16 protein-coding genes are annotated in these 25,919 nt (G+C 60.6%); 9 read left to right on the top strand and 7 right to left on the bottom strand.

The genetic code is table 11. The annotated features are described in order from the left end of the window. Nucleotides 1–142: 142 nt before the first annotated feature. Entirely contained in the window at nt 143–1,162 is a 1,020-nt protein-coding gene (locus JIO00_RS20095) for a quinone-dependent dihydroorotate dehydrogenase (RefSeq protein WP_010456498.1), read from the top strand. Between the two features lie 314 nt (nt 1,163–1,476). Here the strand turns inward: JIO00_RS20095 and rmf are convergent, their stop codons facing one another. Beyond that, on the bottom strand, nt 1,477–1,692 hold the full coding sequence (gene rmf / locus JIO00_RS20090; RefSeq protein ID WP_003223300.1) for a ribosome modulation factor: 216 nt from the start codon (nt 1,690–1,692) through the stop codon (nt 1,477–1,479). A 531-nt stretch (nt 1,693–2,223) separates the two neighbouring features. On the opposite strand from rmf, the gene rlmKL reads away from it, so the two are divergent. After that, nucleotides 2,224–4,500 carry a bifunctional 23S rRNA (guanine(2069)-N(7))-methyltransferase RlmK/23S rRNA (guanine(2445)-N(2))-methyltransferase RlmL gene (rlmKL, locus tag JIO00_RS20085; protein ID WP_010456487.1) on the top strand — a complete coding sequence of 759 codons (2,277 nt, stop codon included), beginning with the start codon at nt 2,224–2,226 and terminating at the stop codon, nt 4,498–4,500. A 141-nt stretch (nt 4,501–4,641) separates the two neighbouring features. Further along, nucleotides 4,642–7,044, top strand: a complete 2,403-nt coding sequence (locus tag JIO00_RS20080; protein WP_200666713.1) for a sensor domain-containing diguanylate cyclase — start codon at nt 4,642–4,644, stop codon at nt 7,042–7,044. A gap of 134 nt (nt 7,045–7,178) precedes the next feature. On the opposite strand, the gene dacB is transcribed toward JIO00_RS20080, so the two are convergent. Beyond that, nucleotides 7,179–8,639 carry a D-alanyl-D-alanine carboxypeptidase/D-alanyl-D-alanine endopeptidase gene (gene dacB, locus JIO00_RS20075; RefSeq protein WP_010456483.1) on the bottom strand — a complete coding sequence of 487 codons (1,461 nt, stop codon included), beginning with the start codon at nt 8,637–8,639 and terminating at the stop codon, nt 7,179–7,181. A 234-nt stretch (nt 8,640–8,873) separates the two neighbouring features. Between dacB and JIO00_RS20070 the strand changes: the two genes are divergently transcribed. Beyond that, the gene (locus JIO00_RS20070) at nt 8,874–9,218 is read left to right on the top strand and encodes a YggL family protein (protein ID WP_007896965.1); all 345 of its coding nucleotides are present in this window, start codon (nt 8,874–8,876) and stop codon (nt 9,216–9,218) included. 93 nt (nt 9,219–9,311) lie between these two features. Here JIO00_RS20070 and JIO00_RS20065 read toward each other — a convergent pair whose 3' ends face one another. Beyond that, the gene (locus JIO00_RS20065; protein ID WP_077748202.1) at nt 9,312–10,502 is read right to left on the bottom strand and encodes a benzoate/H(+) symporter BenE family transporter; all 1,191 of its coding nucleotides are present in this window, start codon (nt 10,500–10,502) and stop codon (nt 9,312–9,314) included. Nucleotides 10,503–10,894: 392 nt separating this feature from the next. On the opposite strand from JIO00_RS20065, the gene JIO00_RS20060 reads away from it, so the two are divergent. Then, complete coding sequence (locus tag JIO00_RS20060) at nt 10,895–11,659, top strand: GntR family transcriptional regulator (protein WP_010456474.1); 765 nt, start codon at nt 10,895–10,897, stop codon at nt 11,657–11,659. Nucleotides 11,660–11,816: 157 nt separating this feature from the next. On the opposite strand, the gene guaD is transcribed toward JIO00_RS20060, so the two are convergent. The 4 genes from guaD to xdhA form a co-directional block, all read right to left on the bottom strand. Further along, nucleotides 11,817–13,121, bottom strand: coding sequence for a guanine deaminase (guaD, locus tag JIO00_RS20055; protein ID WP_010456473.1), 1,305 nt, complete (start codon nt 13,119–13,121; stop codon nt 11,817–11,819). Between the two features lie 8 nt (nt 13,122–13,129). Beyond that, the gene (gene xdhC / locus JIO00_RS20050) at nt 13,130–13,975 is read right to left on the bottom strand and encodes a xanthine dehydrogenase accessory protein XdhC (protein ID WP_010456471.1); all 846 of its coding nucleotides are present in this window, start codon (nt 13,973–13,975) and stop codon (nt 13,130–13,132) included. A 115-nt stretch (nt 13,976–14,090) separates the two neighbouring features. Beyond that, on the bottom strand, nt 14,091–16,490 hold the full coding sequence (gene xdhB / locus JIO00_RS20045) for a xanthine dehydrogenase molybdopterin binding subunit (RefSeq protein ID WP_077748204.1): 2,400 nt from the start codon (nt 16,488–16,490) through the stop codon (nt 14,091–14,093). Further along, entirely contained in the window at nt 16,483–17,937 is a 1,455-nt protein-coding gene (gene xdhA, locus JIO00_RS20040; protein ID WP_200666711.1) for a xanthine dehydrogenase small subunit, read from the bottom strand. Before xdhA ends, xdhB begins: the two co-directional genes overlap by 8 nt. A 266-nt stretch (nt 17,938–18,203) precedes the next feature. Here xdhA and JIO00_RS20035 point away from each other — a divergent pair, with 266 nt between their 5' ends. The 4 genes from JIO00_RS20035 to ligA all read left to right on the top strand — a co-directional run bounded on the left by JIO00_RS20035 (nt 18,204) and on the right by ligA (nt 25,916). Beyond that, a complete protein-coding gene (locus JIO00_RS20035; protein WP_010456464.1) occupies nt 18,204–18,863 on the top strand; it encodes a GntR family transcriptional regulator in 660 nt (219 codons plus the stop codon). 2 nt (nt 18,864–18,865) lie between these two features. Then, a complete protein-coding gene (gene smc, locus JIO00_RS20030) occupies nt 18,866–22,354 on the top strand; it encodes a chromosome segregation protein SMC (protein ID WP_200666709.1) in 3,489 nt (1,162 codons plus the stop codon). Between the two features lie 258 nt (nt 22,355–22,612). Then, the gene (gene zipA / locus JIO00_RS20025) at nt 22,613–23,467 is read left to right on the top strand and encodes a cell division protein ZipA (protein WP_102594711.1); all 855 of its coding nucleotides are present in this window, start codon (nt 22,613–22,615) and stop codon (nt 23,465–23,467) included. A gap of 91 nt (nt 23,468–23,558) precedes the next feature. Further along, on the top strand, nt 23,559–25,916 hold the full coding sequence (ligA, locus tag JIO00_RS20020) for an NAD-dependent DNA ligase LigA (RefSeq protein WP_083376169.1): 2,358 nt from the start codon (nt 23,559–23,561) through the stop codon (nt 25,914–25,916). Nucleotides 25,917–25,919: the final 3 nt, after the last annotated feature.

The following is a 25,919-nucleotide window of genomic DNA, read 5'->3' as shown; positions in this document are numbered from 1 at the left end:
GCCGTTGGCATGAGTGCTGATGTCAGTGAGGGTGCAAGGCATATGCCATCGTCCGCTGATTTTGTTGCGCGCCTCGCTTGCGGCACCGATGCCCGGCTATAATCGCCGCCTCATTTCGCCGCCATTCGAGTCAAAACCGCCCATGTACACCCTGGCCCGTCAGCTGTTGTTCAAACTTTCCCCGGAAACCTCCCACGATCTGTCCCTGGACCTGATCGGCGCGGGCGGGCGTTTGGGCCTCAACAGTCTGCTGTGCAAGGCGCCGGCGAAAATGCCGGTCAGCGTCATGGGCCTGGAGTTTCCGAACCCGGTCGGTTTGGCGGCCGGTCTGGACAAGAACGGTGCGGCCATCGACGGGTTTGCCCAGCTGGGTTTCGGCTTTGTCGAAATCGGTACCATCACCCCGCGTCCGCAGCCGGGTAACCCCAAGCCACGGATTTTCCGTCTGCCGGAGGCCGAGGCGATCATCAACCGCATGGGGTTCAACAACCTCGGCGTCGATCACCTGCTGGCACGCGTGGCGGCGGCCAAGTACAAGGGCGTGCTGGGCATCAACATCGGCAAGAACTTCGATACGCCGGTTGAGCGCGCGGTCGACGATTACCTGATCTGCCTGGACAAGGTCTACGCCCACGCCAGTTACGTGACGGTCAACGTCAGCTCGCCGAACACCCCGGGCCTGCGCAGCCTGCAATTCGGCGATTCGCTCAAGCAATTGCTGGCTGATCTGGCGACCCGTCGCGCGGAACTGGCCCTGCGCCACGGCAAACATGTACCGCTGGCGATCAAGATCGCGCCGGACATGACCGATGAAGAAACCGCTCAGGTCGCGCAAGCGCTGATCGAAACCGGGATGGACGCAGTGATTGCCACCAACACCACCCTGAGCCGTGTGGGCGTTGAAGGCATGGAGCATGGTGATGAGGCGGGCGGTCTGTCCGGCGCACCGGTTCGCGACAAGAGCACCCACACCGTGAAGGTACTGGCGGCGGAACTGGCGGGTCGCTTGCCAATCATCGCCGTGGGCGGCATCACCGAAGGCAAGCATGCGGCTGAGAAAATCACTGCGGGTGCTAGCCTGGTGCAGCTCTATTCCGGCTTCATCTACAAAGGCCCGGCGCTGATTCGCGAGTCCGTCGACGCCATCGCGGCGCTGCGCTGAAGGGCTGAGCAGGTCCTGGCGTTGAGGTTTTTTGTGGCGAGGGAGCTTGCTCCCGCGCGGCTGCGAAGCAGTCGTAAACCCCGCAACCGCGTTTTACCTGACACTCCGAGTTGTGACTGGTTCTGGGGCCGCTTCGCAGCCCAGCGGGAGCAAGCACCCTCGCCACAAAAGCAGTGTTCAGATTCCAGGTAATTGGCGGGCATAAAAAAGGGCTCCTCGAAGGAGCCCCTGGGCCGGAGCCCGCCGCCCGGATGGGGCGTGCGTGGTAAGTCGTTACGTAATCAGATTGTCGTGTCGGAGTGTTGTGCCCTGTGTTAGCCGACGGCGTGAAGTTCGTTGAGTCTGTGGATTCCCGCAGTGCCGGTCATACCGTCCCAGTTGTCGCCGCGTCCTTCTCGCCAGCCGTTAATCCAGGCTTGGCGTACCGACGGTAGAGTAAATGGGCAAAGCTCACGGGATTTGCCACCAACGCCATATTGATATCCGCGCAAAAATGCTCTTTCCAACGGATCACGCTTAAGTCTTCTCATAGGGTGTTGCCCTCACTTGTTGACTGTATTTATCGCGTCGACCTCAATTGAGGTCTGGCAGAAAAAAACTCCTGCCGTTGGGGCTCGCTGCCGGCGTCGCGAGCCAAGGTGTTGACGTCGTTGCGGCGTCAACCTGTGTTGAGTTCTAACCAATGCGTCACATCGAGGGAATGATCGTTTTGTCATAAGAACGTAACCATAAAGATGCTAAGGCCATAAGTAACTCGATGTTTGTCCCGTGTTTCTTGGTCAAAGCCCTGTATGATCGGCCCCCCACAGAATGATGGAGTTAATCCTTTGTGAGAATGGCTCCTGTTAAGCAGGACGATTATTCGACGAAGGGTCGACTTATGACATTTTGTTGCATCAACTTTTTTATCTGCCTGTGCATCTAAGCTCTTCTAACCTGAGCAGCACAGGTGGGACGGCACACCTTCGTGCCACGCGGGCGCTCTTTTAGAAAAGCGCCTGATTGAAAACCGGGCCGGCAATGCGTTGCCGGTTCACTTAGCTAAAGGCTCTGAGATTCCAATGTCCGATCAATTCGAAATCTTCCTCACTTGTCCCAAAGGCCTTGAAGGCCTGCTGATCGAGGAAGCCGTCGGGCTTGGCCTTGAAGAAGCACGTGAGCACACCTCTGCCGTGCGCGGCATGGCCACCATGGAAACCGCTTATCGCCTGTGCCTGTGGTCGCGTCTGGCGAACCGGGTGCTGCTGGTGCTCAAGCGTTTCCCGATGAAGGACGCCGAAGACCTGTACCACGGCGTACTCGACATCGAGTGGCAAGACCACATGCTCAATGACGGCACCCTGGCCGTCGAGTTCAGCGGCCACGGCTCGGGCATCGACAATACGCACTTCGGCGCCCTGAAAGTCAAAGACGCCATCGTCGACAAACTGCGCACTCCGCAGGGCGATCGTCCGTCCATCGACAAGCTCAACCCGGACCTGCGCATTCACCTGCGCCTGGACCGTGGCGAAGCGATTCTCTCCCTCGACCTCTCCGGTCACAGCCTGCACCAGCGCGGTTATCGTTTGCAGCAGGGCGCGGCGCCGCTGAAGGAAAACCTCGCGGCCGCGATCCTGATCCGTTCCGGCTGGCCACGCATTGCGGCCGAAGGCGGCGCACTGGCTGACCCGATGTGCGGTGTCGGTACGTTCCTCGTCGAAGCGGCGATGATCGCCGCCGACATGGCGCCGAACCTGCGTCGCGAACAGTGGGGCTTCACCGCCTGGCTCGGCCACGTGCCGGCGCTGTGGAAAAAGCTCCACGAAGAAGCCACCGAACGCGCCGCCGCCGGCCTGGCCAAGCCACCGCTGTGGATTCGCGGTTACGAAGCCGATCCGCGCCTGATTCAACCGGGCCGCAACAACGTCGAACGTGCGGGCCTGAGCGAGTGGATCAAGATCTACCAGGGCGAAGTCGGCACGTTCGAGCCACGTCCGGACCAGAACCAGAAAGGTCTGGTGATCTGCAACCCGCCATATGGCGAGCGTCTGGGCGACGAGGCGAGCCTGCTCTACCTCTACCAGAACCTTGGCGAGCGTCTGCGTCAGGCCTGCCTGAACTGGGAAGCGGCGGTGTTCACCGGCGCGCCGGACCTGGGCAAGCGCATGGGCATCCGCAGCCACAAACAGTATTCGTTCTGGAACGGCGCCTTGCCGTGCAAATTGCTGCTGATCAAAGTCACGCCGGACCAGTTCGTCACCGGCGAGCGTCGCACCCCGGAACAGCGTCAGGTCGAGCGTGAACAAGTTCAAGCCGAAGTCGAAGTCGCCGACAACGACGTAGCGCCGGGCAAATACGAGAAGTACAACAAGAACGGCAACCCGATCAAACCGGCCCCGGTAGTGATCGAGCAACCGCGCTTGAGCGAAGGCGGGCAGATGTTCGCCAACCGCCTGCAAAAGAACCTCAAGGCGTTGGGCAAGTGGGTCAAGCGCGAGGGCATTGATTGCTACCGCGTCTACGATGCCGACATGCCGGAATATTCCATGGCCATCGACCTGTATCACGATTGGGTCCACGTCCAGGAATACGCTGCGCCGAAGTCCATCGACCCGGAAAAAGCCTCGGCGCGCATGTTCGATGCCCTGGCGGCGATTCCGCAGGCCTTGAACATCGACAAGAGCCGCGTGGTGGTCAAGCGCCGCGAGCGTCAGAGCGGCACCAAGCAATACGAACGCCAAGCGGCCCAGGGCAAGTTTGTCGAGGTCAACGAAGGCGGCGTGAAGCTGCTGGTCAACCTCACCGACTACCTCGACACCGGACTGTTCCTCGACCACCGCCCAATGCGTATGCGCATCCAGAAAGAGGCGGCCGGCAAGCGCTTCCTCAACCTGTATTGCTACACCGCGACCGCCAGCGTTCACGCGGCCAAGGGCGGCGCGCGCAGCACTACCAGCGTCGATCTGTCGAAAACCTACCTGGACTGGGCGCGTCGCAACCTGTCACTGAACGGTTTCTCCGACAAGAACCGTCTGGAGCAGGGTGACGTGATGGCGTGGCTCGATGCCTGCCGAGACGAGTACGACCTGATCTTCATCGACCCGCCGACGTTCTCCAACTCCAAGCGCATGGAAGGGATCTTCGACGTGCAGCGCGACCAGGTGCAGTTGATCGACCTGGCCATGGCGCGCCTGGCGCCGGGCGGCGTGTTGTACTTCTCCAACAACTTCCGCAAGTTCACGCTCGAGGAAAACCTCAGCGCGCGTTATGCCGTTGAAGAAATCACCGCCCAGACCATCGATCCGGATTTCGCCCGTAATGGCAAGATCCACCGTGCCTGGAAAATCACGGCTCGTTGACACTTGCAGGGATTGGATCCACAGAGCCTTGATTTTAAAGGCTCTTGGCTTCTTTCTGTGCTGGTCAAATTGATGGCTAATAGCTATAACTCAACGCATGGCCAATGGGCTTTCCCGCACCTGGCGTTTTGAGTTGCGTTTATGTCGTTGCACGCCGTGCGCCCCAAGATCCTGGGTTTTATCAGTGAAGATGTCTCGGCCTGGTTGGTCGCGCTGCTGGTATTGCTCGTCGGTGGGGTTCTCACTGGATTGCTGGCCTGGTCGACGCTGAATCTGTATCACCATCAATTACGGCAACGTTTCCAGCTGCTCGCCAGCGAACGTTACAGCCGCATCGAAGAACGTTTCGAAGATCAGGAGCAGCGCCTCGACGGCCTGCGCCGGTTCTTCGCCAATTCCGAGTCAGTCTCCCGCGCGGAGTTCGACGGTTACACCCAACCGCTGCTGCACCGCACGCAGGCGTATTCATTCGCGGCGCGGGTCACCCGTGCCGAGCGGGCGGCGTTCGAGCGCAAGGTGCGTGAAGAAGAAGGTTTGAGCAACTTCACTCTGCGTGAGCTCAATGCCGAGGGCCAGCTGCAATTGGCTGCCGAGCGGGATGAATACGTAGCGGTGCTCTACAGCCAGACCCGAAGCCGACTCGGCTCGCCGCTGGGGTACGACTTGTTTGCCCAGCCGTTACGCCGCGCCACCCTTGATCGGGCGGACAAACTGGGCAGCATGGCCGTCTCGCAGCCGATGCATCTGGTCGGCATCGAGCCGGCGTATGCGCGTGGCGTGCTGCTGGTGGCGCCGGTGAAGCGTCAGCGTGATGCGGCGACGGCGGACATGAAACCCTACGGATATGTCATGGCCGTGATCAGCATGCGCCAGTTGCTGGCGGACGGGTTGCCGGAGGCCAGTTACGACTATCTCTCGGTACGCATCCTCGATCTGTCCACCGACGATCAGCACGAAGTGCTTTACGAGTCCTCTAACCCGCCTGCGCCCAGTGAATTGTCCGCGACACGCCTGTTGCGTATGGCCGACCACGATTATCAAGTCGATATCCTGCCCAGCGAAGCCTTTCTGAAAGCCAACCATTCCTCGGTGACCAGCCTAGTGGTGCTCGGTGGCTTGCTCAGTGTGCTGCTCAGTGCGTTGCTCTACATGCTGGTCAGCCAACGCCAGCGCGCACTGAAAATGGTCGAGCAGCGCACCCAGGAGCTGCACGCCCGCGAGCAGGAATTGCGCGGCACTCACGGCCAGTTGCGCGGCGTGCTGGATGCTGCGACGCAAGTGGCGATCATCGCCACCGACCTGCGAGGTGTCATCAACACCTTCAACGCCGGGGCCGAGCAAATGCTGGGGTACTCCAGCGCTGAAGTGGTGGGGCGCATGACCCTGGAAAACCTTCACTTTCCCCGAGAGCTGGTTGCACGCTCGGCGGAATTGAGTGCGCGCTATGGCAAGCCGATTCCGACCTGCCAGGCGATGTTGGTCGAAGGTGGAGAAGAGGGCGGTCATGAAGCGCGGGAGTGGACGCTGGTCCGCCAGGACGGCAGCCATTTGACCGTGAACATGCTCGCGACCCCGGTGCTCGACGAGCAAGGCCTGTGGGTCGGGCATCTGGCGATCTGCATCGACATCACCGAACGCAAGCGTGTCCACGAGGCCCTGGCCGCCCGAGACCTGTTGCTGAAAAAGCTCAGCGCCCATGTGCCCGGTGGCATTTATCAATTCAAGATGGAATTCGACGGCCGATTCAGTGTGATCTACGCCAGCGACGGGATTCGCGAGATCTATGAACTCGAGCCGGACGTTTTGCTGCTCAATGCCGAAGCGATTTTCACGCGGATTCATCCCCAGGACACAACCCGCGTTCGCGACTCGATACGCGCATCGGCGAATACGCTCAGCCCGTGGCGCGAGGAGTACCGGGTACAACTGCCGCAGCGCGGTCTGCGCTGGGTTCGCGGCGAGGCGACCCCGGAGGAACTGCCGGGCGGCGGCGTGCTCTGGCATGGCTATATCTCGGACATTTCCGACCTGAAACGGGTGGAAGAAGAACTGCGGGCGCTGTCGATCACCGACTCCCTGACCGGAATTCACAACCGCCGTTACTTTCAAGAGCGCCTGACCACCGAAATGGCTCGGGTCGAGCGCGGGGGTGGCGAGTTGTCGGTGATCATGCTCGACATCGACCACTTCAAGCGCATCAATGACCAGCATGGCCACGCCGTGGGTGATCGGGTGTTGCAGGCCGTGTGCGAGCGCATCGGCCATCGTCTGCGACGTACCGACGTGTTCTGCCGCCTGGGTGGCGAGGAATTCATGGTGCTGTGCCCGGACATCGGCGGCGAACAGGCCCACGTGCTGGCCTTGCAACTGTGGCAAGCCTTGCGCAGTTCACCGATCGAAGGCGTCGGGGTCGTGACCGCGAGTTTCGGGATCGCCAGTTGGCGAGTCGGGGAGGGCGCGGATGCGCTGTTGCTGCGGGCGGATTCTGGGGTTTATGCGGCGAAGCAGGCGGGACGGGATCGCGTTGAAGCAGAGATGAACTAAGCCTTCATGCTGACCCCTGTGGGCGTGAGCCTGCTCGCGATGGCGGTCTGTCAGTCACATCATTGCTGGATGTGCCGCCGTCATCGCGAGCAGGCTCGTTCCTGCATTGGATCAGTGGTGTCGTGTAGATCGGGTCAGAGCACCGAAGCCGTTTCCGGCACTTTCGGCTGGCGATACAGGTCCAGCAGCACCTGATCCAGCACCGACGATGCGCCAAACGGGGCCTTGTCGTTGAGGATCGCCACCACCGCCCAGGTGTTGCCGTTGACGTCACGGCTGTAACCGGAGATCGCGCGCACGGTGTTCAGGGTGCCGGTCTTGACGTGAGCTTCGCCGCGCATCGCCGTGGTTTTCAGGCGTTTACGCATGGTGCCGTCGGTGCCAGCAATCGGCATCGAGCTGATGAACTCGGCGGAGTAGGGACTGCGCCACGCGGCTTGCAGCATCGCCGCCATTTCACGAGCGCTCACGCGTTCGGCGCGAGACAGGCCGGAGCCGTTCTCCATCACCAGGTGCGGCGCGGTGATGCCTTTCTTCGCCAGCCACTGACGCACCACACGCTGGGCAGCCCTGGCGTCGTCACCGTCGGCGTCGGTGCGGAATTTCTGGCCCAGGCTCAGGAACAACTGCTGAGCCATGGTGTTGTTGCTGTATTTGTTGATGTCGCGAATGATTTCCGCCAGATCCGGCGAGTAGGCCCGGGCCAGCACCTTGGCGTTGCTCGGCGTTGGCGCCAGACGGTCCCTGCCCTGGATGCTGCCACCCAGTTCTTTCCAGATCGCCCGCACGGCACCCGCGGTATAGGTGGCGTGGTCAAGCAGCGACAGATAAGTCTGCGAGCTGCAGCCTTCGCCCAACTGACCGCCGACCGTCACAGTCACGCTGCCATCGGCCTGGGTCACCGGGTTGTAACGCACGCCACCGGTACATTGCTTGGAATTGACTGCTTTGACCTGGTTTTCAACTTTGATGCTGGCAATCGGCGGTTCCACCGACACCAGGACCCGGCCATTGTCGTTGCGTGCCACGAAGCGCAAGGCCTTGAGGTTGACCATCAGCGAATCAGGCTTGACCAGGAACGGCTTGTTGTCGTCATTGCCATCGTCGTTGAATTCCGGCAGTTGCGGTTGCACGAAGAAGCCACGATCCAACACCAGGTCGCCGGTGATTTGCGTCACGCCGTTGGCGCGCAAATCACGCATCAGCAGCCAGAGCTTTTCCATGTTCAGTTTCGGATCGCCGCCACCCTTGAGGTAGAGGTTGCCGTTGAGGATGCCGCCGCTGAGGGTGCCGTCGGTGTAGAACTCGGTTTTCCACTGATGGTTCGGGCCGAGCATTTCCAGCGCCGCATAGGTGGTTACCAGCTTCATGGTCGAAGCCGGGTTGACCGAAACGTCAGCGTTGTAAATGGTCGGTGTACCCGGGCCGTTCAGCGGGATCATCACCAGCGACAGGGCGTTGTCCGGAAGCTTGCTGGCCTTCAGGGCCTTTTCTACGTTGGGTGACAGACCGGTGTTGATGGTGGCGGCGGAAACGGAGAAGGCCAGAGGAAGAAGGAAGCCGGCCAGTAACAAGGGACGCAAAGATTTGATCATGTGAAATTGAACCCTGCATTCGAGGGGAAAAAAGGCGAGGGCATGAAGATAAATTCCCTCAGTGGTCATGAAAGTGTCGGCATTATGCCCCAAGGTGCAACGGCTTGTGCCTTGCCGTGGCCTTCTAATCCGCAATTTTTTTACCGACGGTCAGCGACGCGCCCCAGAGAGTCGGGCAATTAGCGGCTTAAACTGCTAAAGTGCCGCCCGTTATTACTTATGAGGATTGTTCCAATGGCGACTAACCGTTCCCAGCGTCTGCGCAAAAAACTGTGCGTCGATGAATTTCAAGAGCTGGGTTTCGAACTGAACCTGGATTTCAAAGAAGATTTGGCTGATGAAGCCATTGATGCTTTCCTCGACGCGTTCCTGAAAGAAGCCATGGAAGCCAACGGTCTGGGTTATGTTGGCGGCGACGACTTCGGTCTGGTTTGCCTGCAGAAGCGTGGCTCGGTGTCCGAAGAGCAGCGCGCTGCTGTTGAAGCCTGGCTCAAGGGCCGCAGCGAACTGACCGAAGCAACCGTCAGCCCGCTGATCGACGTCTGGTACCCGGAAAAGCCGATCAATCCGGTAGCTTGATGTCATGAAAAACGGCGACCCAAGGGTCGCCGTTTTTTTATGCCTGCTTTTTGCAGGTGCATGGCTTGGCCTGCGAAGTCGATGTCGGGTCCCTCAGCCCTTGCGCCAATTCAGAATCACCAGCGTCAACACCCCCGCGACAATCCCCCAGAACGCCGACCCAATGGAAAACAGCGTCAGCCCCGACGCCGTGACCATAAAGGTAATCAACGCCGCCTCCCGCTCTTTCACTTCGGTCATGGCAATGCTCAGGCCATTGATGATCGAGCCGAACAGTGCCAGCGCCGCAATCGACAGCACCAGCTCTTTAGGCAGCGCCGCGAACAACGCTGCCAGCGTTGCGCCGAACACCCCGGCAATCCCGTAGAAAATCCCGCACCAGACCGCCGCCGTGTAGCGCTTGTTGCGATCCTCATGGGCATGCGGCCCGGTGCAGATCGCCGCGCTGATGGCTGCCAGGTTGATCCCGTGGGAGCCGAACGGCGCCAGCAGCAGCGAGGCGATGCCGGTGGTGGTGATCAATGGCGAGGCGGGCACGGTGTAGCCGTCGGCGCGCAATACCGCGATGCCGGGCATGTTCTGCGAAGTCATCGCCACCACAAACAACGGAATACCGATGCTGATGGTCGCGGCCAGGGAGAAGTGCGGCGTGGTCCAGACCGGCGTTGCCACTTCCAGATGGAAACCGCTGAAGTCCAGCAGCCCCATGAACCCGGACAGCGCCGTGCCGATCAGCAACGCTGCGAGCACCGCGTAGCGAGGCGACAGGCGCTTGACCAGCAGATAAGTGAAGAACATCCCCAGCACCAGCCCGGTGCGATGCTGCGCGGCGACGAAGATTTCACTGCCAATCTTGAACAGAATCCCCGCCAACAGGGCGGCGGCCAATGATGCCGGAATCTTTCTCACCAGCCGTTCGAAGCTGCCGGTCAGGCCGCAAATCGTCACCAGCACTGCGCACGTGATGTAGGCGCCAATGGCCTCGCCGTAACTCACGCCGCCCAGGCTGGTGATCAACAACGCCGCGCCAGGGGTCGACCAGGCGATGGTGATCGGCGTGCGATAACGCAGGGACAGGCCGATCGAGCACACCGCCATGCCAATCGAGATCGCCCAGATCCACGACGAAATCTGCCCGCTGGTCAGGCCCGCCGCTTGTCCGGCTTGAAACATCAGGACCAGGGAGCTGGTGTAGCCGGTCATCATCGCGATGAAGCCGGCGACAATCGCCGACGGTGACGTATCGGCCAAGGGGCGAAGCTGCGTGTGCGTGGCGTCGTTCATGACAGCGGTGTTCCTTATGGCTAACGGTGACTTCAGCGTGGCTTTTGTGGCGAGGGAGCTTGCTCCCGCTCGGCGGCGAAGCCGTCGTAAACCCTGCTGACACGTTTTGATTGAAGCTGCGATCAGGTTGGTTTTGGGGCCGCTTCGCAGCCCAGCGGGAGCAAGCTCCCTCGCCACTGAGTTTGTACGGATCTCAAATTTATGGATTCAAGCCTAAACTCAAAAGTAACCAACCGTTGCGATACAGCAGAAGCGACAAACAGCCGTACAGTCGTGTTGCCACCATCCATTGTGTACAATCGCGCTGTTTATTACGCGATACTTGCCAGCGACCCACTGTGCCGTATTACAGTCACGGTCAATTCGCCGCAGTTCTCCCGACTCGAGTGCCCATGAACGAACAGTTGCAGCCCCTAAAGAAACAACCGCGAGCAGGCAAAGCCGGCCGCAGCGGTACCCAGGACGATATTGTCTACGCGCATATCTTCGAGGCCATCCTCGAACAGCGTCTGGCGCCCGGCACCAAGTTGAGCGAAGAAGCGCTGGGGGAAATTTTCGGGGTCAGTCGCACCATCATTCGCCGTGCACTGTCGCGCCTGGCTCATGAAGGCGTCGTGCTGCTGCGTCCGAACCGTGGCGCCGTGGTTGCCAGCCCCAGTGTTGAAGAGGCCCGTCAGGTGTTCCTGGCGCGGCGTCTGGTGGAGCGGGCGATCACTGAACTGGCGGTTCAACACGCGACTGCCGAGCAGATTGCCGAGTTGCGGCAAATGGTCAACGATGAGCGCGACAGCTTCTCCCGTGGCGATCGCGGTGCCGGCATCCGCCTGTCGGGCGAATTTCACCTGAAGCTGGCGGAAGCGGCGAAGAATGCGCCGCTGATCAGCTTCCAGCGCAGCCTGGTGTCCCAGACGTCGTTGATCATTGCCCAGTACGAAAGCGGCAACCGCTCCCACTGTTCTTACGACGAGCACACCCAACTGATCGACGCCATCGAAGCGCGCAACGGCGAGTTGGCGGTGAACCTGATGATGCATCACATGGATCACATCGACAGCAAACTCAACCTCGACGAGGAAAGCGCGTCGGATGATTTGCATGCGGTGTTCTCGCATTTATTGCAGACCAAAAAGCCAGGGCGGCCAGCGGTCAAGCTTTGAAAGATCGAGGTGCGGCCTTCGCGGGCAAGCCTCGCTCCTACAGGTTTAACGCGAAGCCCTTGTAGGAGCGAGGCTTGCCCGCGAAGGCGGCTTCAAAAGCAATAAAAAAATCCCCCGCAACCATCGATTGCGGGGGATTTTTTATGCCCGGAATAGCTTAGCGCTGATGCACCTGATTCCCCGCCGCATAGGTCTGCAGCACAGTCCGGTCATCCCCCAGCGTCATCAATACAAACAACGTCTCGGCAATGTTATTGGCCTGCTTCAAGCGATAGCTCAGCAGCGGCGTGGCGTTGTAGTCCAGCACCAGGAAGTCCGCGTCGGTGCCCGGATTCAGCGTGCCGATCTTGTCTTCCAGGCGCAGCGCACGCGCACCGCCCAGGGTCGCCAGGTACAGCGATTTGAACGGACTCAGGCGCGCACCTTGCAGCTGCATGACCTTGTAGGCTTCGTTCAACGTTTGCAGCAGCGAGAAACTGGTGCCGCCGCCCACGTCGGTGCCCAGGCCGACATTGAGTTTGTGCTTCTCGGCCATCGGCAAATTGAACAGGCCGCTGCCGAGGAAGAAGTTCGAGGTCGGGCAGAAAGCAATCGCCGAACCCGTCTGCGCCAGCCGCGCGCACTCGTCATCGCACAGGTGCACGCCGTGGGCGAATACCGAGCGCTCGCCGAGCAATTGGTAGTGGTCGTAAACGTCGAGGTAGCCCTTGCGCTCGGGGAACAGTTCCTTGACCCACTCGATTTCCTTGAGGTTTTCGCTGATGTGGGTCTGCATGTACAGGTCGGGGTACTCGCTGAGCAACTGGCCGGCGAGGGTCAGTTGTTCCGGGGTGCTGGTGGGGGCGAAGCGCGGGGTCACCGCGTAATGCAGGCGGCCCTTGCCATGCCAGCGCTCAATCAGCGCCTTGCTTTCCACGTAGCTGGATTCGGCGGTATCTGTCAGGTAGTCCGGGGCGTTGCGGTCCATCATCACCTTGCCGGCGATCATCCGCAGGTCCAGCTGCTCGGCGGCTTCAAAAAACGAGTTCACCGATTGCGGGTGGACGCTGCCGAACACCAGCGCCGTGGTGGTGCCGTTACGCAGCAGTTCCTTGATGAAAATGTCCGCGACTTCATCAGCGTGAGTCTTGTCAGCGAACTGGCTTTCACACGGGAAGGTGTAAGTGTTGAGCCAGTCCAGCAACTGCTCACCGTAAGCGCCGACCATGCCGGTTTGCGGTAAATGAATGTGAGTGTCGATGAAACCGGGGGTGATCAGCGCGTCCTGGTAATGAGTGATCTCGATATCGGCGGGCAGGGTCGGCAGCAAGTCGCTGGCGTGACCAAGGGCGCTTATCTGGCCGTTATCGACCACCAGCAGGCCGTCTTCGAAATACTCATACGAGGCTTCGATGCCCACTTCGGCGGGGTCGGCGATGCTGTGCAGGATGGCGGCGCGGTAGGCTTTGCGAGTCAGAGGCATGAGCTTTCTCAGTGGGAGGCTTGGCTGCGGCGTGATGCAGGCAGCAGTTTGGCGATCGATGATCCGGCGCGGGCAGTTTGCTGGCCGAAACTGGCGTTATAGGTGGCGATGATTTCGCCGGCGATGGAGATGGCGATTTCCACAGGCAACTTGCCTTTGACTTCGCCGATGCCCATCGGGCAGCGCATGCGTTGCAGCACGGCGCTGTCGAAACCACGGTCCCGCAGGCGGTGTTCGAACTTCACCCGTTTTGTCTTCGAACCGATCAGGCCGAAGTAGGCGAAGTCGTTGCGCTTGAGGATCGCGGCGGTGAGTTCGAGATCGAGCTGGTGGTTGTGGGTCATGACGATGCAGTAGCTGCCGGCGGGCAGATTGTCGATTTCATCCACCGGTTCTTCGGCGACGATTTTGCGCACGCCGTGGGGGATCTGCTCGGGGAATTCCGCTTCCCGCGAATCGATCCAGCGCACCCGGCAGGGCAGGCTGGCGAGCAGCGGCACCAGCGCCCGGCCGACATGGCCGGCGCCGAACACAGCGATTTGCGCCTGGACCTGGCCCATCGGTTCGAACAGCAGCACGGTCACGCCGCCGCAGCACTGGCCGAGGCTGGCGCCGAGGCTGAAGCGCTCCAGGTGCGTGTCCTGCTTGCCGCTGGCGAGCATCTCGCGGCCGATCTGCATGGCCTTGTATTCCAGGTGCCCGCCACCGATGGTGTCGTAGGCCTGGGTGGCGCTGATGACCATTTTCGATCCGGCATTGCGCGGCGTCGAGCCGAGCTCTTCGATGATGGTCACCAGCACGCAGGGTTCACCCTGGGATTGCAGGTCGGCGAGGGCGTCGATCCAGTTGTACATGTTTCACCTCGACATCTTTGTTGTCTGTTCGGGACTCTTCGCGGGCAAGCCCGCTCCCACAGGGGAATGCGATCAACTGTGGGAGCGAGCCTGCTCGCGAAGGGCGCGCCTCGGTCTAGAGCGAAGCCAACGCCGGCTCTGCCTCGACGGCCTTCGCCGCCTTCAACTGCCGCATCTGTTCACAGCCCCACAACACCCGCTCCGGAGTCGCCGGTGCGTCGATTTTCGGTTGATGCTTGTAGTCGCCCAGACTCGCCACGGCGTCCTTGATCGCACACCACGATGCGATACCCAGCATGAACGGCGGCTCACCCACAGCCTTGGAATGGAACACCGTGTCTTCCGGGTTCTTGCGGTTTTCCACCAGCTTCACCCGAAGGTCCAGCGGCATGTCGGCCACGGCCGGGATCTTGTAGCTGGCCGGGCCGTTGGTCATCAGTTTGCCTTTGTTGTTCCACACCAGTTCTTCCATGGTCAGCCAGCCCATGCCCTGGATGAAACCGCCCTCGACCTGGCCGATGTCGATGGCCGGGTTCAGCGAGTCGCCGACGTCGTGGAGGATGTCGGTGCGCAGCATTTTGTACTCGCCGGTCAGGGTGTCGATGATCACCTCGCAACAGGCTGCACCGAAGGCGTAGTAATAGAACGGTCGACCACGGGCCTGACTGCGGTCGTAGAAGATTTTCGGGGTCTTGTAGAAGCCGGTGCTCGACAGCGACACCTGGGCGAAATACGCCTGCTGGATCAGCGCTTCGAAGGTCAGGATGTGATCACGAACCCGCACGTGACCGTTGTGGAACTCCACGTCTTCTTCGCTGACCTTGTACTGCCGGGCGGCAAATTCGATCAGGCGTTTCTTGATGATTTCCGCGGCGTTCTGTGCGGCTTTACCGTTGAGGTCGGCACCGCTGGAGGCAGCGGTCGGCGAGGTGTTCGGCACCTTGTCGGTGTTGGTCGCGGTGATCTGCACGCGGTCCATTTCCACCTGGAACACTTCGGCTACGACTTGCGCCACCTTGGTGTTCAAACCCTGGCCCATTTCCGTGCCGCCATGGTTCAGGTGGATGCTGCCATCGGTGTAGACGTGGATCAGCGCACCGGCCTGGTTGAGGAAGCTGGCGGTGAAGGAAATGCCGAATTTCACCGGGGTCAGCGCCAGGCCTTTTTTCAGGATCGGGCTGTTGGCGTTGTAGCGACGAATCGCTTCGCGGCGTTCGGCGTACTGGCTGCTTTCTTCCAGTTCGGCGGTCATTTCCTCGAGCATGTTGTGCTCGACGGTCTGGTAGTAATGGGTGACGTTGCGCTCAGTCTTGCCGTAGTAGTTGGCCTTGCGCACTGCCAGCGGATCGAGGCCCAGATGGCGGGCAATCGCGTCCATCACTTCTTCGATGGCGACCATGCCTTGCGGGCCACCGAAGCCACGGTATGCGGTGTTCGACGCGGTGTTGGTCTTGCAGCGGTGACCGTTGATGGTCGCATCGCCCAGGTAGTACGAGTTGTCGGCATGGAACATCGCGCGGTCGACAATCGACGCCGAGAGGTCCGGCGAGCAACCGCAGTTGCCGGCCAGTTCCAGGGCGATGCCGTGCAGGCGACCGGTGCTGTCGAAGCCGACGTCGTACTCGACGTAGAACGGGTGACGCTTGCCTGTCATCAACATGTCTTCGACCCGCGGCAGGCGCATCTTGGTCGGCTGGCCGGTGAGGTGGGCGATGACTGCGCACAGGCACGCCGGGCTCGCAGCCTGGGTTTCCTTGCCGCCGAAACCACCGCCCATGCGGCGCATGTCGACGACGATTTTGTTCATCGACACATCCAGCACTTCAGCCACCAGTTTCTGCACTTCGGTGGGGTTCTGGGTCGAGCAGTAGACGATCATCCCGCCGTCTTCGGTCGGCATCACCGACGAGATCTGGGTTTCGAGGTAGAAGTGTTCCTGGCCGCCGATGTGCAGCGTGCCTTGAATGCGGTGTTCGGCAGTCGCCAATGCGCCGGCCGAATCGCCGCGCTGATGGGTGTGGCTGTCGAGCACAAAGTGGCGTTTGCGCAGGGCTTCGACCACGTCCAGCACCGGCTCGAGATCTTCGTATTCGATGATCGCCGCCATGGCGGCTTTGCGTGCGGTTTCCAGGTCTTTTGCGGCAACGGCCAGTACGGGTTGACCGACGAATTGCACATCGTCGATGGCCAGCAATGGATCACCCGGCAGCAATGGGCCGATGTCTTTCAGGCCTGGCACGTCTTTGTGGGTGATGGCGATGCGCACGCCTTCGAAGGCGTAGCAGGGCTTGGTGTCGATGCTGATGATTTTCGCGTGGGCGCGGTCCGAGAGGCGGGCGTAAACGTGCAGCTGGTTCGGAAATTCCAGACGGTCGTCGATGTACTGCGCTTCCCCGGACACATGTTTGGCGGCGCTGTCGTGCTTGACGCTGCGGCCGACACCGGTGGTCAGGTCCTTGGCGAACAGTTCAGCCAGTTCGGCCTGGGTCTTCTCTACGGCGTGATGGTTAGACATAAGCGGTCACCCGAGTCTCGATATGCGGCGTTTGCAGTTCGATGAAGTATTTGCGCAGCAGGTTCTGCGCGCTGAGCAGGCGATATTCCTTGCTGGCGCGGAAGTCCGAGAGCGGCGTGAAATCTTCGGCCAGTGCGGCGCAGGCGCGTTCGACGGTGGCGTGATTGAACGGCGCGCCGAGCAATACGGTTTCGCAGTTATTCGCACGTTTCGGAATCGCGGCCATGCCGCCGAACGCTACGCGGGCGTCGGCGATCACGCCGTTGTCGATGCGCAGGTTGAACGCGGCGCAAACAGCGGAAATATCATCGTCCAGACGTTTCGACACTTTGTAGGCGCGGAACAATTGTTCGGCGCTGGCACGCGGCACGATGATCTTCTCGATGAACTCGCTTTCCTGGCGCGCGGTGACGCGGTAATCGATGAAGTAATCTTCCAGCGCCAGGGTGCGACGGGTTTCGCCTTTGCACAAAACGATCTGCGCCCCCAAGGCAATCAGCAGCGGTGGCGAGTCTCCAATCGGCGAGGCGTTGCCGATGTTGCCGCCGAGGGTGCCCTGGTTGCGGATCTGCAAGGAGGCGAAGCGTTGCAGCAATTCGCCGAAGTCCGGGTATTCGGCTTTCAAGGCTTCGTAGCAATAGGAGAGGGCGGTGGCGGCGCCGATTTCCAGACGATCATCGAAGCGCTCGATGCGCTTCATTTCGGCGACGTTGCCGACGTAGATCATCACCGGCAACGTGCGATGGAATTGGGTGACTTCCAATGCCAGATCCGTACCGCCGGCCAGCAGCCGGGCCTGTGGATAAGCATCGTAGAGGTCAGCCAGATCGGCCACGGTCAGCGGCACCAGGCAGCGCTTGTCGCCACTGTTGAGTTCGCCGATGTCGGTAGGGGCGATGGCTTTAAGGCGGGCGATGGTATCGGCTTCGCGTGCATCGAACTGATCCGCTTGCTTGCCGCAGCAGGATTGTTCGGCGGCGGCCAGAATCGGCCGATAGCCGGTGCAGCGGCAGAGGTTGCCGGCCAGCGCTTCGTGGGCCTTGTGGGCGTCGGGCTGATCGCTGTTCTTTTGCAGCGCGAACAGCGACATCACGAAGCCCGGGGTGCAGAAGCCGCATTGCGAGCCGTGGCACTCGACCATGGCTTTCTGCACGCTGTGCAGCTCGCCCTGGTGCTTGAGGTCTTCGACGCTGATCAGTTGTTTACCGTGCAATGACGACACGAACGTCAGGCACGAGTTGAGGCTGCGATAGCGAATGTATTCGCGGCCATCGTCATCCGTTTGCAGCTCGCCGACCACCACGGTACAGGCGCCGCAGTCACCGCTGGCGCAGCCTTCTTTGGTGCCGGGTTTGCCCACATGGTCGCGCAGATAATTGAGCACGGTCAGGTTTGGGTCCAGGGCGTGCTCGCTACGGAGTTCCTGGTTAAGTAAAAACTGGATCACGGAAGGCCTCGCAGACTCATTATTGTTGTTAACCGACTTGGACCGAATTTATCAGGTCTGACTTTGCGGTCAATGATTTTCTGACTTAAAGGTCAGGAAACGCCATTTTGTCGATCAACGACTCGTTCCTTCATTATTGACCCTCGCGGGTTAGCCTGCTTTTTGCTTGATTCGTGCCAAAAACCGCTGAGTGGGCACTCCGCCATGACCCTTCATGTGCGCTACACTGCGCCGCTTGTGCAGATCGAAGAGTTTGAAGGACAACCATGACGTTCAAGGCGCCGGACAGCCTCGCCGAGCAAATTGCTCACCACCTCGCCGAACGCATCATTCGTGGCGAAATGAAGCCCGGGGAGCGCATCCAGGAACAGAAAGTCACGCTGGCCCTCAATGTCAGCCGCGGTTCGGTCCGCGAAGCCTTGCTGATCCTCGAGCGCCGCCACCTGATCGCGATCCTGCCGCGCCGCGGTGCCCACGTTACCGAACTCACCGCACACAAGGTGCAGAGCCTGTGCACGCTGATGAGCGAGCTGTACATCTTGCTCGGCAACGCCGTCGCCAAAGGCTGGCAGGTCCAGTCTGACATGGCGCCGTTCGTGCAGATCCAGCAGCGCCTGGCCGCCAGCTATGAGCGTCAGGACATCCGCACCTTCGTCGACGACAGCTTCAATGTGATGCGCGCCGCGTACCCGTTTGCCAACAATCCGTACTTGCAGGAAACCGTCGAGAACCTGCAACCGGCGATGAGCCGTGCGTATTTCCTCGCCCTGGACCAGCGCAAGGCGTCGATGAGCGAGTTCCTGGAGTTGTTCGAACGTTTGCTGGCCGCCGTGCTGGCCCGTGACTTTCCGCTGATCCGCGAAGTGCTGACGGCCTATGCCCAGCGCAGTTGCGATCTGGTGGTTTCTGCCCTGACGGACGCTTAAGCGTGCGGCTCAAGTGCATAAAACTGGCCGGGTTCAAATCCTTCGTCGACCCGACCACCGTGAACTTCCCCAGCAACATGGCGGCCGTGGTAGGGCCCAATGGCTGCGGCAAGTCGAACATCATCGACGCCGTTCGCTGGGTGATGGGCGAAAGTTCGGCGAAGAACCTCCGTGGCGAGTCGATGACCGACGTCATCTTCAACGGTTCGACCAGCCGTAAGCCCGTGAGTCAGGCGAGTATCGAGCTGGTGTTCGATAACTCCGACGGCACGCTGCTTGGCGAATACGCCGCCTATGCGGAAATTTCCATTCGCCGCAAAGTGACCCGCGACAGCCAGACCACCTACTACCTCAACGGCACCAAATGCCGTCGTCGCGATATCACCGACATCTTTCTGGGCACAGGCCTGGGCCCTCGCAGCTATTCGATCATCGAGCAGGGGATGATCTCCAAGCTGATCGAGTCCAAGCCCGAAGACCTGCGCAACTTCATCGAAGAAGCGGCGGGCATCTCCAAGTACAAGGAGCGTCGGCGCGAGACCGAAAACCGTATCCGTCGCACCCATGAAAACCTGGCCCGCCTGACCGATTTGCGTGAAGAACTCGAGCGTCAGCTTGAGCGTTTGCATCGCCAGGCCGAGGCCGCCAAGAAGTATCAGGAATACAAAGGCGAGGAGCGTCAGCTCAAGGCCCAGCTGTCGGCCCTGCGCTGGCAGGCTTTGAACGAACAGGTCGGGCAGCGCGAAGCAGTCATTGGCAATCAGGAAGTCACGTTCGAAGCGTTGGTCGCTGAACAGCGCAACGCCGATGCGGCCATCGAGCGCTTGCGTGACGGGCACCATGATCTGTCCGAGCGCTTCAATCTGGTGCAGGGACGCTTCTATTCGGTCGGCGGCGACATCGCCCGGGTCGAGCAGAGCATCCAGCACGGTCAGCAGCGTTTGCGGCAGTTGCAGGATGATCTTAAAGAAGCCGAGCGTGCGCGACTGGAAACCGAATCTCACCTCGGCCACGACCGCACCTTGCTGCTGACCCTCGGTGAAGAGCTGGACATGCTCACGCCGGAGCAGGAAGTCACCAGCGCCGCCGCCGAAGAAGCCGCCGCTGCGCTGGAAGAATCCGAAACCACCATGCACGGCTGGCAGGAGCAGTGGGACACCTTCAACCTCACGGCCGCCGAGCCGCGTCGCCAGTCCGAGGTCCAGCAGTCACGCATTCAGCAACTCGAAACCAGCATGGAGCGTCTGGCCGATCGCCAGAAGCGACTTGGCGAAGAGCGCGCGTTGCTCTCGGCGGACCCGGAAGATGCGGCGATCATGGAGCTCAGTGAGCAACTGGCTGCGAGCGAAGCGACGCTTGAAGATTTACAGGCCAGCGAAGAGGCCCAGGTCGAACGCCTTGAGCAACTGCGTCAGGAATTGCAATTAGCGCTGCAAAATCAGCAGCAGGCTCAGGGTGATTTGCAGCGCCTCAACGGTCGCCTTGCGTCCCTTGAAGCCTTGCAGCAAGCCGCGCTCGATCCGGGCACCGGCACCGCGCAATGGCTGCGCGAACAGCACCTGGCGGACCGCCCGCGTCTGGCCGAAGGACTGAAAGTCGAGGCGGGTTGGGAGCTGGCGGTGGAAACCGTGCTCGGTGCCGACCTGCAAGCGGTGCTGGTGGACGACTTCGGCGATTTCGATCTGGCCGGTTTTGCCCAAGGCGATTTGCGTTTGCTCAGCCCGGCCAGTGATGGCGTGCGCGTACCGGGCAGCCTGCTTGACAAGGTTGAAGCGCAGATCGATCTGTCGCCCTGGCTGGGGCAGGTCAAACCGGTTGAGAGTCTTGAGCAAGCGTTGGCCCTGCGCAGTCAGCTGAGTGTCGGCCAGAGCTTGATCAGTCGCGACGGCTATTGGGTTGGCCGACACTTTCTACGTGTTCGCCGGGCCAGCGAAGCGGAAAGCGGCGTGCTCGCCCGTGGTCAGGAAATCCAGCGTCTGAGCATCGAGCGCGAAGAGCGCGAGGCCACGGTCGAAACCCTGGAAACCCAACTTCAGACGCTCAGGGCGCAGCAGCGCCAGCAGGAAAACGGTCGCGAACATTTGCGCCGTTTGCTGCAAGACGAAGCGCGTCAGCAAGGTGAATTGAAAGCTCAGTTGTCGGCCGGCAAGGCCAAGGTTGAGCAGCTGACGTTGCGTCGAACCCGCCTTGATGAAGAACTCACCGAGCTGGCTGAGCAACGGGCGCTGGAGCACGAAAACATCGGCGAAGCGCGCCTGCAATTGCAGGAAGCCCTCGACGCCATGGCGCTGGACACCGAGCAGCGCGAGTTGCTGCTGGCCCAGCGCGACAGCTTGCGCGAGCGACTCGATCGCGTGCGTCAGGAAGCCCGGCAACACAAGGATCACGCCCATCAGTTGGCGGTACGCCTCGGCTCGCTCAAGGCGCAACATGACTCGACGCGTCAGGCGCTGGAACGCCTGGAGATGCAGTCCGAGCGCCTGACCGAGAAACGCGAACAGCTGAGCCTCAATCTGGAGGAGGGCGAGGCACCGCTGGAAGAGCTGCGCCTGAAACTCGAAGAGTTGCTCGATAAGCGCATGACGGTCGACGAAGAAATGAAGTCGGCTCAGATCGCTCTGGAAGACGCTGACCGTGAATTGCGTGATGCGGAAAAACGACGCAACCAGGCCGAGCAGCAATCGCAGTTGATCCGTGGTCAGATGGAAACCCAGCGCATGGAATGGCAAGCCCTGACTGTGCGACGCAAGACCCTCGAAGATCAGTTGCTTGAGGATGGCTACGACCTGCATGGCGTGCTCGCCACGCTGACCGCCGAGGCTAGCGAGAAAGACGCTGAAGAAGAACTCGAACGCATTGCCGCGCGCATTCAGCGCCTCGGTGCGATCAACCTGGCGGCCATCGACGAATACCAGCAACAATCCGAGCGTAAACGTTATCTGGATGCGCAGAACGACGATCTGGTGGAAGCGCTGGACACTCTGGAAAACGTGATTCGCAAGATCGACAAGGAAACCCGAAACCGCTTCAAAGATACCTTTGATCAGATCAATGGCGGATTACAGGCCCTTTTCCCAAAAGTTTTCGGTGGAGGGCGCGCGTATTTGGAACTGACGGGCGAAGATCTACTCGATACAGGGGTAACGATCATGGCGCAGCCGCCAGGAAAGAAGAACAGCACCATCCATTTGCTCTCCGGTGGCGAAAAAGCCCTGACCGCATTGGCCCTGGTTTTTGCGATCTTCAAGTTGAATCCGGCACCGTTCTGCATGCTCGATGAAGTTGACGCGCCGCTGGACGACGCGAACGTTGGACGCTACGCACGGTTGGTCAAAGAGATGTCGCAGACGGTTCAGTTCATCTACATCACCCACAACAAGATCGCCATGGAAATGGCCGATCAACTGATGGGGGTAACGATGCACGAACCGGGTTGTTCGCGTCTGGTGGCAGTGGATGTCGAGGAGGCGATGGCGATGGTGGAGGCCTGAGCCGGTGCTTGTAGGGCAAGTATTTTTGGTCTGTAGGACTTTTTTACCTGTCTTGACTTGCTGGCCAATCGACATATTCGCGCGAGCCATTGTGACAGACGGTGTAAAGTTGCCTTTGGTCGTGCTAGTTTAATGTCAATTTTTCGTATACGTGGGCAAAACGCCTGTCAGAACATAGAGTTGGCGCCACGTTTTAAAGCGGTTTACGAGTTGTAAACCCCTTATTTTTCAGCATTTTTTATAGAGGCACGGGATTACATGGAAATCGGTCTGCGCGAGTGGCTGATCGTCATCGGCATTATTGTCATTGCCGGTATTCTTTTCGATGGCTGGCGTCGCATGCGCGGCGGCAAGGGAAAACTGAAATTCCGTCTTGACCGAAGTTTGTCCAACCTGCCGGACGAGGACACCAGCGCCGAGCTGTTGGGCCCGCCCCGCGTGCTGGACACGCATAAGGAACCGCAACTGGACGAGCATGATCTGCCGTCGGTGAGCATGCCTGCCCGTGAACCTCGTGAATCGGGTTCCAAGCGCGGCAAGCGTGGCCATGCCGAGCCTTCCCAGGGCGACATGAACCTCAGCCTGGACCTGGACGGCGGCCCGAGCTTCAGCAGCCGTGACGACGACTTCCCGGATGACACCAAGTCCTCGCCGTCGGTCAGCGACAAGGAACAACCGCAAGCCGAAGAAGTGCTGGTGATCAGCGTGATCTGCCGTGACGCTGCCGGCTTCAAGGGCCCGGCGTTGTTGCAGAACATTCTGGAGAGCGGTCTGCGTTTCGGCGAAATGGATATTTTCCACCGTCACGAGAGCATGGCCGGCAACGGTGAGGTGTTGTTCTCCATGGCCAATGCGGTCAAGCCGGGCGTCTTCGATCTGGACGACATCGACCACTTCAGCACGCCAGCGGTGAGCTTCTTCCTCGGCCTGCCAGGCCCGCGTCATCCGAAGCAAGCCTTCGACGTGATGGTGGCCGCGGCGCGCAAATTGTCCCAGGAGCTGAACGGCGAACTGAAAGACGACCAGCGCAGCGTGCTGACCGCCCAGACGATCGAGCATTACCGTCAGCGCATCGTCGAATTCGAACGTCGCGCCCTGACCCAGAAGCGTTGATTCAAAAGGTTGTCCCCGCGCCGTGCGCGGGACGATCAGCAAAATAGATTGAGCAGCCTCGGCTGCTCTTTTGCTTTATGAGAGAACACCCATGACCGCCGCCAAAACCCGCATTCTCGAGCTGCGCGCTGAGCTGGATCAGCACAACTACCGTTACCACGTGCTGGACGAGCCGAGCGTTCCGGACGTCGAATACGATCGTTTGTTCCATGAACTCAAGGCCCTTGAAGCCGCCCATCCCGAGCTGGTCACCAGCGACTCGCCGACCCAGCGCGTCGGCAGCGCGGCGCTGTCGGCGTTCACCCAGGTGCGCCACGAAGTGCCGATGCTCAGCCTCGGCAACGCCTTCGAAGAAAGCGACATGCGCGAGTTCGATCGCCGGGTTACGGAAGGTCTCGACTTGCCGGCCGGCGACCTGTTTGGCGGCGGCGCGGCGGTGGAATACAGCTGCGAACCCAAGCTCGATGGCCTGGCGGTCAGCCTGCTTTATCAGGATGGTATGTTGGTGCGCGGCGCGACGCGCGGCGACGGCACCACCGGCGAAGACATCAGCGTCAACGTGCGCACCGTGCGCAACATCCCGCTGAAGTTACAGGGAACCGGCTGGCCGGCGACCCTGGAAGTGCGCGGCGAAGTGTTCATGTCCAAGGCCGGTTTCGAGCGCCTGAACGCCACGCAGCTGGAGGTCGGCGGCAAGACCTTCGCCAACCCGCGCAACGCGGCGGCGGGCAGCTTGCGGCAGCTGGATTCGAAGATCACCGCCAACCGTCCGCTGGAGTTCTGCTGCTACGGTATCGGCCAGATTTCGGCGGATATCGCCGATACGCACATCGGTAATCTCAAGCAGCTGCAGACCTGGGGCCTGCCGATCAGTCGCGAGCTGAAACTGGCGCACGGCATTGATGAATGCCTGGATTACTACCGCGACATCGGTGAGCGCCGCAACGGCCTGGCCTATGAAATCGATGGCGTTGTGTTCAAGGTCAACAGCATCGCGTCCCAGCGTGAGCTCGGTTTTCGCGCGCGCGAACCGCGTTGGGCAATTGCCCACAAATTCCCGGCCATGGAAGAGCTCACCGAACTGCTCGACGTCGAATTCCAGGTCGGCCGCACCGGTGCCGTGACGCCCGTGGCGCGCTTGAGGCCGGTCAAGGTCGCCGGTGTCACCGTGGCCAATGCGACGTTGCACAACATGGACGAAGTGGCTCGCCTGGGCCTGATGATCGGCGACACCGTAATCATCCGCCGCGCGGGCGACGTGATTCCGCAAGTGGTGCAAGTGATCATGGATCGCCGCCCGGACGACGCGCGTCCGGTACAGATTCCGCAGCAGTGCCCGGTGTGCGGCTCGCATGTCGAGCGCACGCAGCTGGTCAAGCGCAGCAAGGGTCGCGAGACCGTCAGCGAAGGGGCGGTTTACCGCTGTGTCGGTCGTCTGGCCTGCGGTGCGCAACTCAAGCAGGCGATCATTCACTTCGTCTCCCGTCGTGCGATGGACATTGAAGGCCTGGGCGACAAGAGCGTCGAGCAATTGGTCGATGAGGGGCTGGTGAGTTCTCCCGCCGATCTGTATGCCTTGAAGTTCGAGGACATTGTCGATCTCGAAGGCTTTGCCGAGCTGTCGAGCAATAAACTGCTCGCCGCGATCAAGGACAGCAAGACACCGAGCCTGGCACGGTTCATCTATGCCCTCGGGATTCCTGACGTCGGCGAAGAGACGGCCAAGGTCCTGGCGCGCTCTCTCGGCTCGCTGGAGCGGGTTCAGCAGGCGTTGCCGCAAGTGCTCACGTACTTGCCGGATGTCGGCCTGGAAGTGGCTCACGAGATTCACAGCTTCTTTGAAGATGCGCATAACCAGCAGGTTATTGCGAAGTTGCTCGAGCACGGCCTGCAGATTCAGGATCAGGGCGAGCTGGGGGCCGAATTTGCCGCCAGCACGACGCTGGGCGGTTTCCTCGACAAGCTGAACATTCCGTCGGTCGGGCCGGGCGGGGCGCAGAAGCTGGCGGACAAGTTTGGTTCGCTGGAGTCGGTCATGAACGCCGATTGGCTGGACATGCGCCAGGCCCTGCCGGAGAAGCAGGCGAATTCGGTTCGAGCGTTTTTCGCGGTTGCTGAAAACCGTCAGATAGCTGAGGCGGCTGAACAGCAGTTGCGTGATTTCGGCATGCATTGGCAGAGCGAGAAAAAAGTCGTCGAAGGCCTGCCGCTGGCTGGGCAGACCTGGGTGCTGACCGGTTCGCTGGAATTGATGAGCCGTGATATTGCCAAAGACAAACTCGAAAGCCTCGGGGCCAAGGTGGCCGGTTCGGTGTCGGCCAAGACCCATTGCGTGGTGGCCGGGCCGGGTGCCGGTTCGAAGTTGGCCAAGGCCAATGAATTGGGACTGAAAGTGCTAGATGAAGAGGCGTTTGTCGATTTCCTGAAAAAACACGGTATACCGATCTGACAC

This window comes from Pseudomonas sp. SW-3 (genome assembly GCF_016615645.1).
Lineage (GTDB): Bacteria > Pseudomonadota > Gammaproteobacteria > Pseudomonadales > Pseudomonadaceae > Aquipseudomonas > Aquipseudomonas mandelii.
Note: the sequence above shows the minus strand (reverse complement) of the source record. Positions and strands in the feature narration are given on the sequence as shown.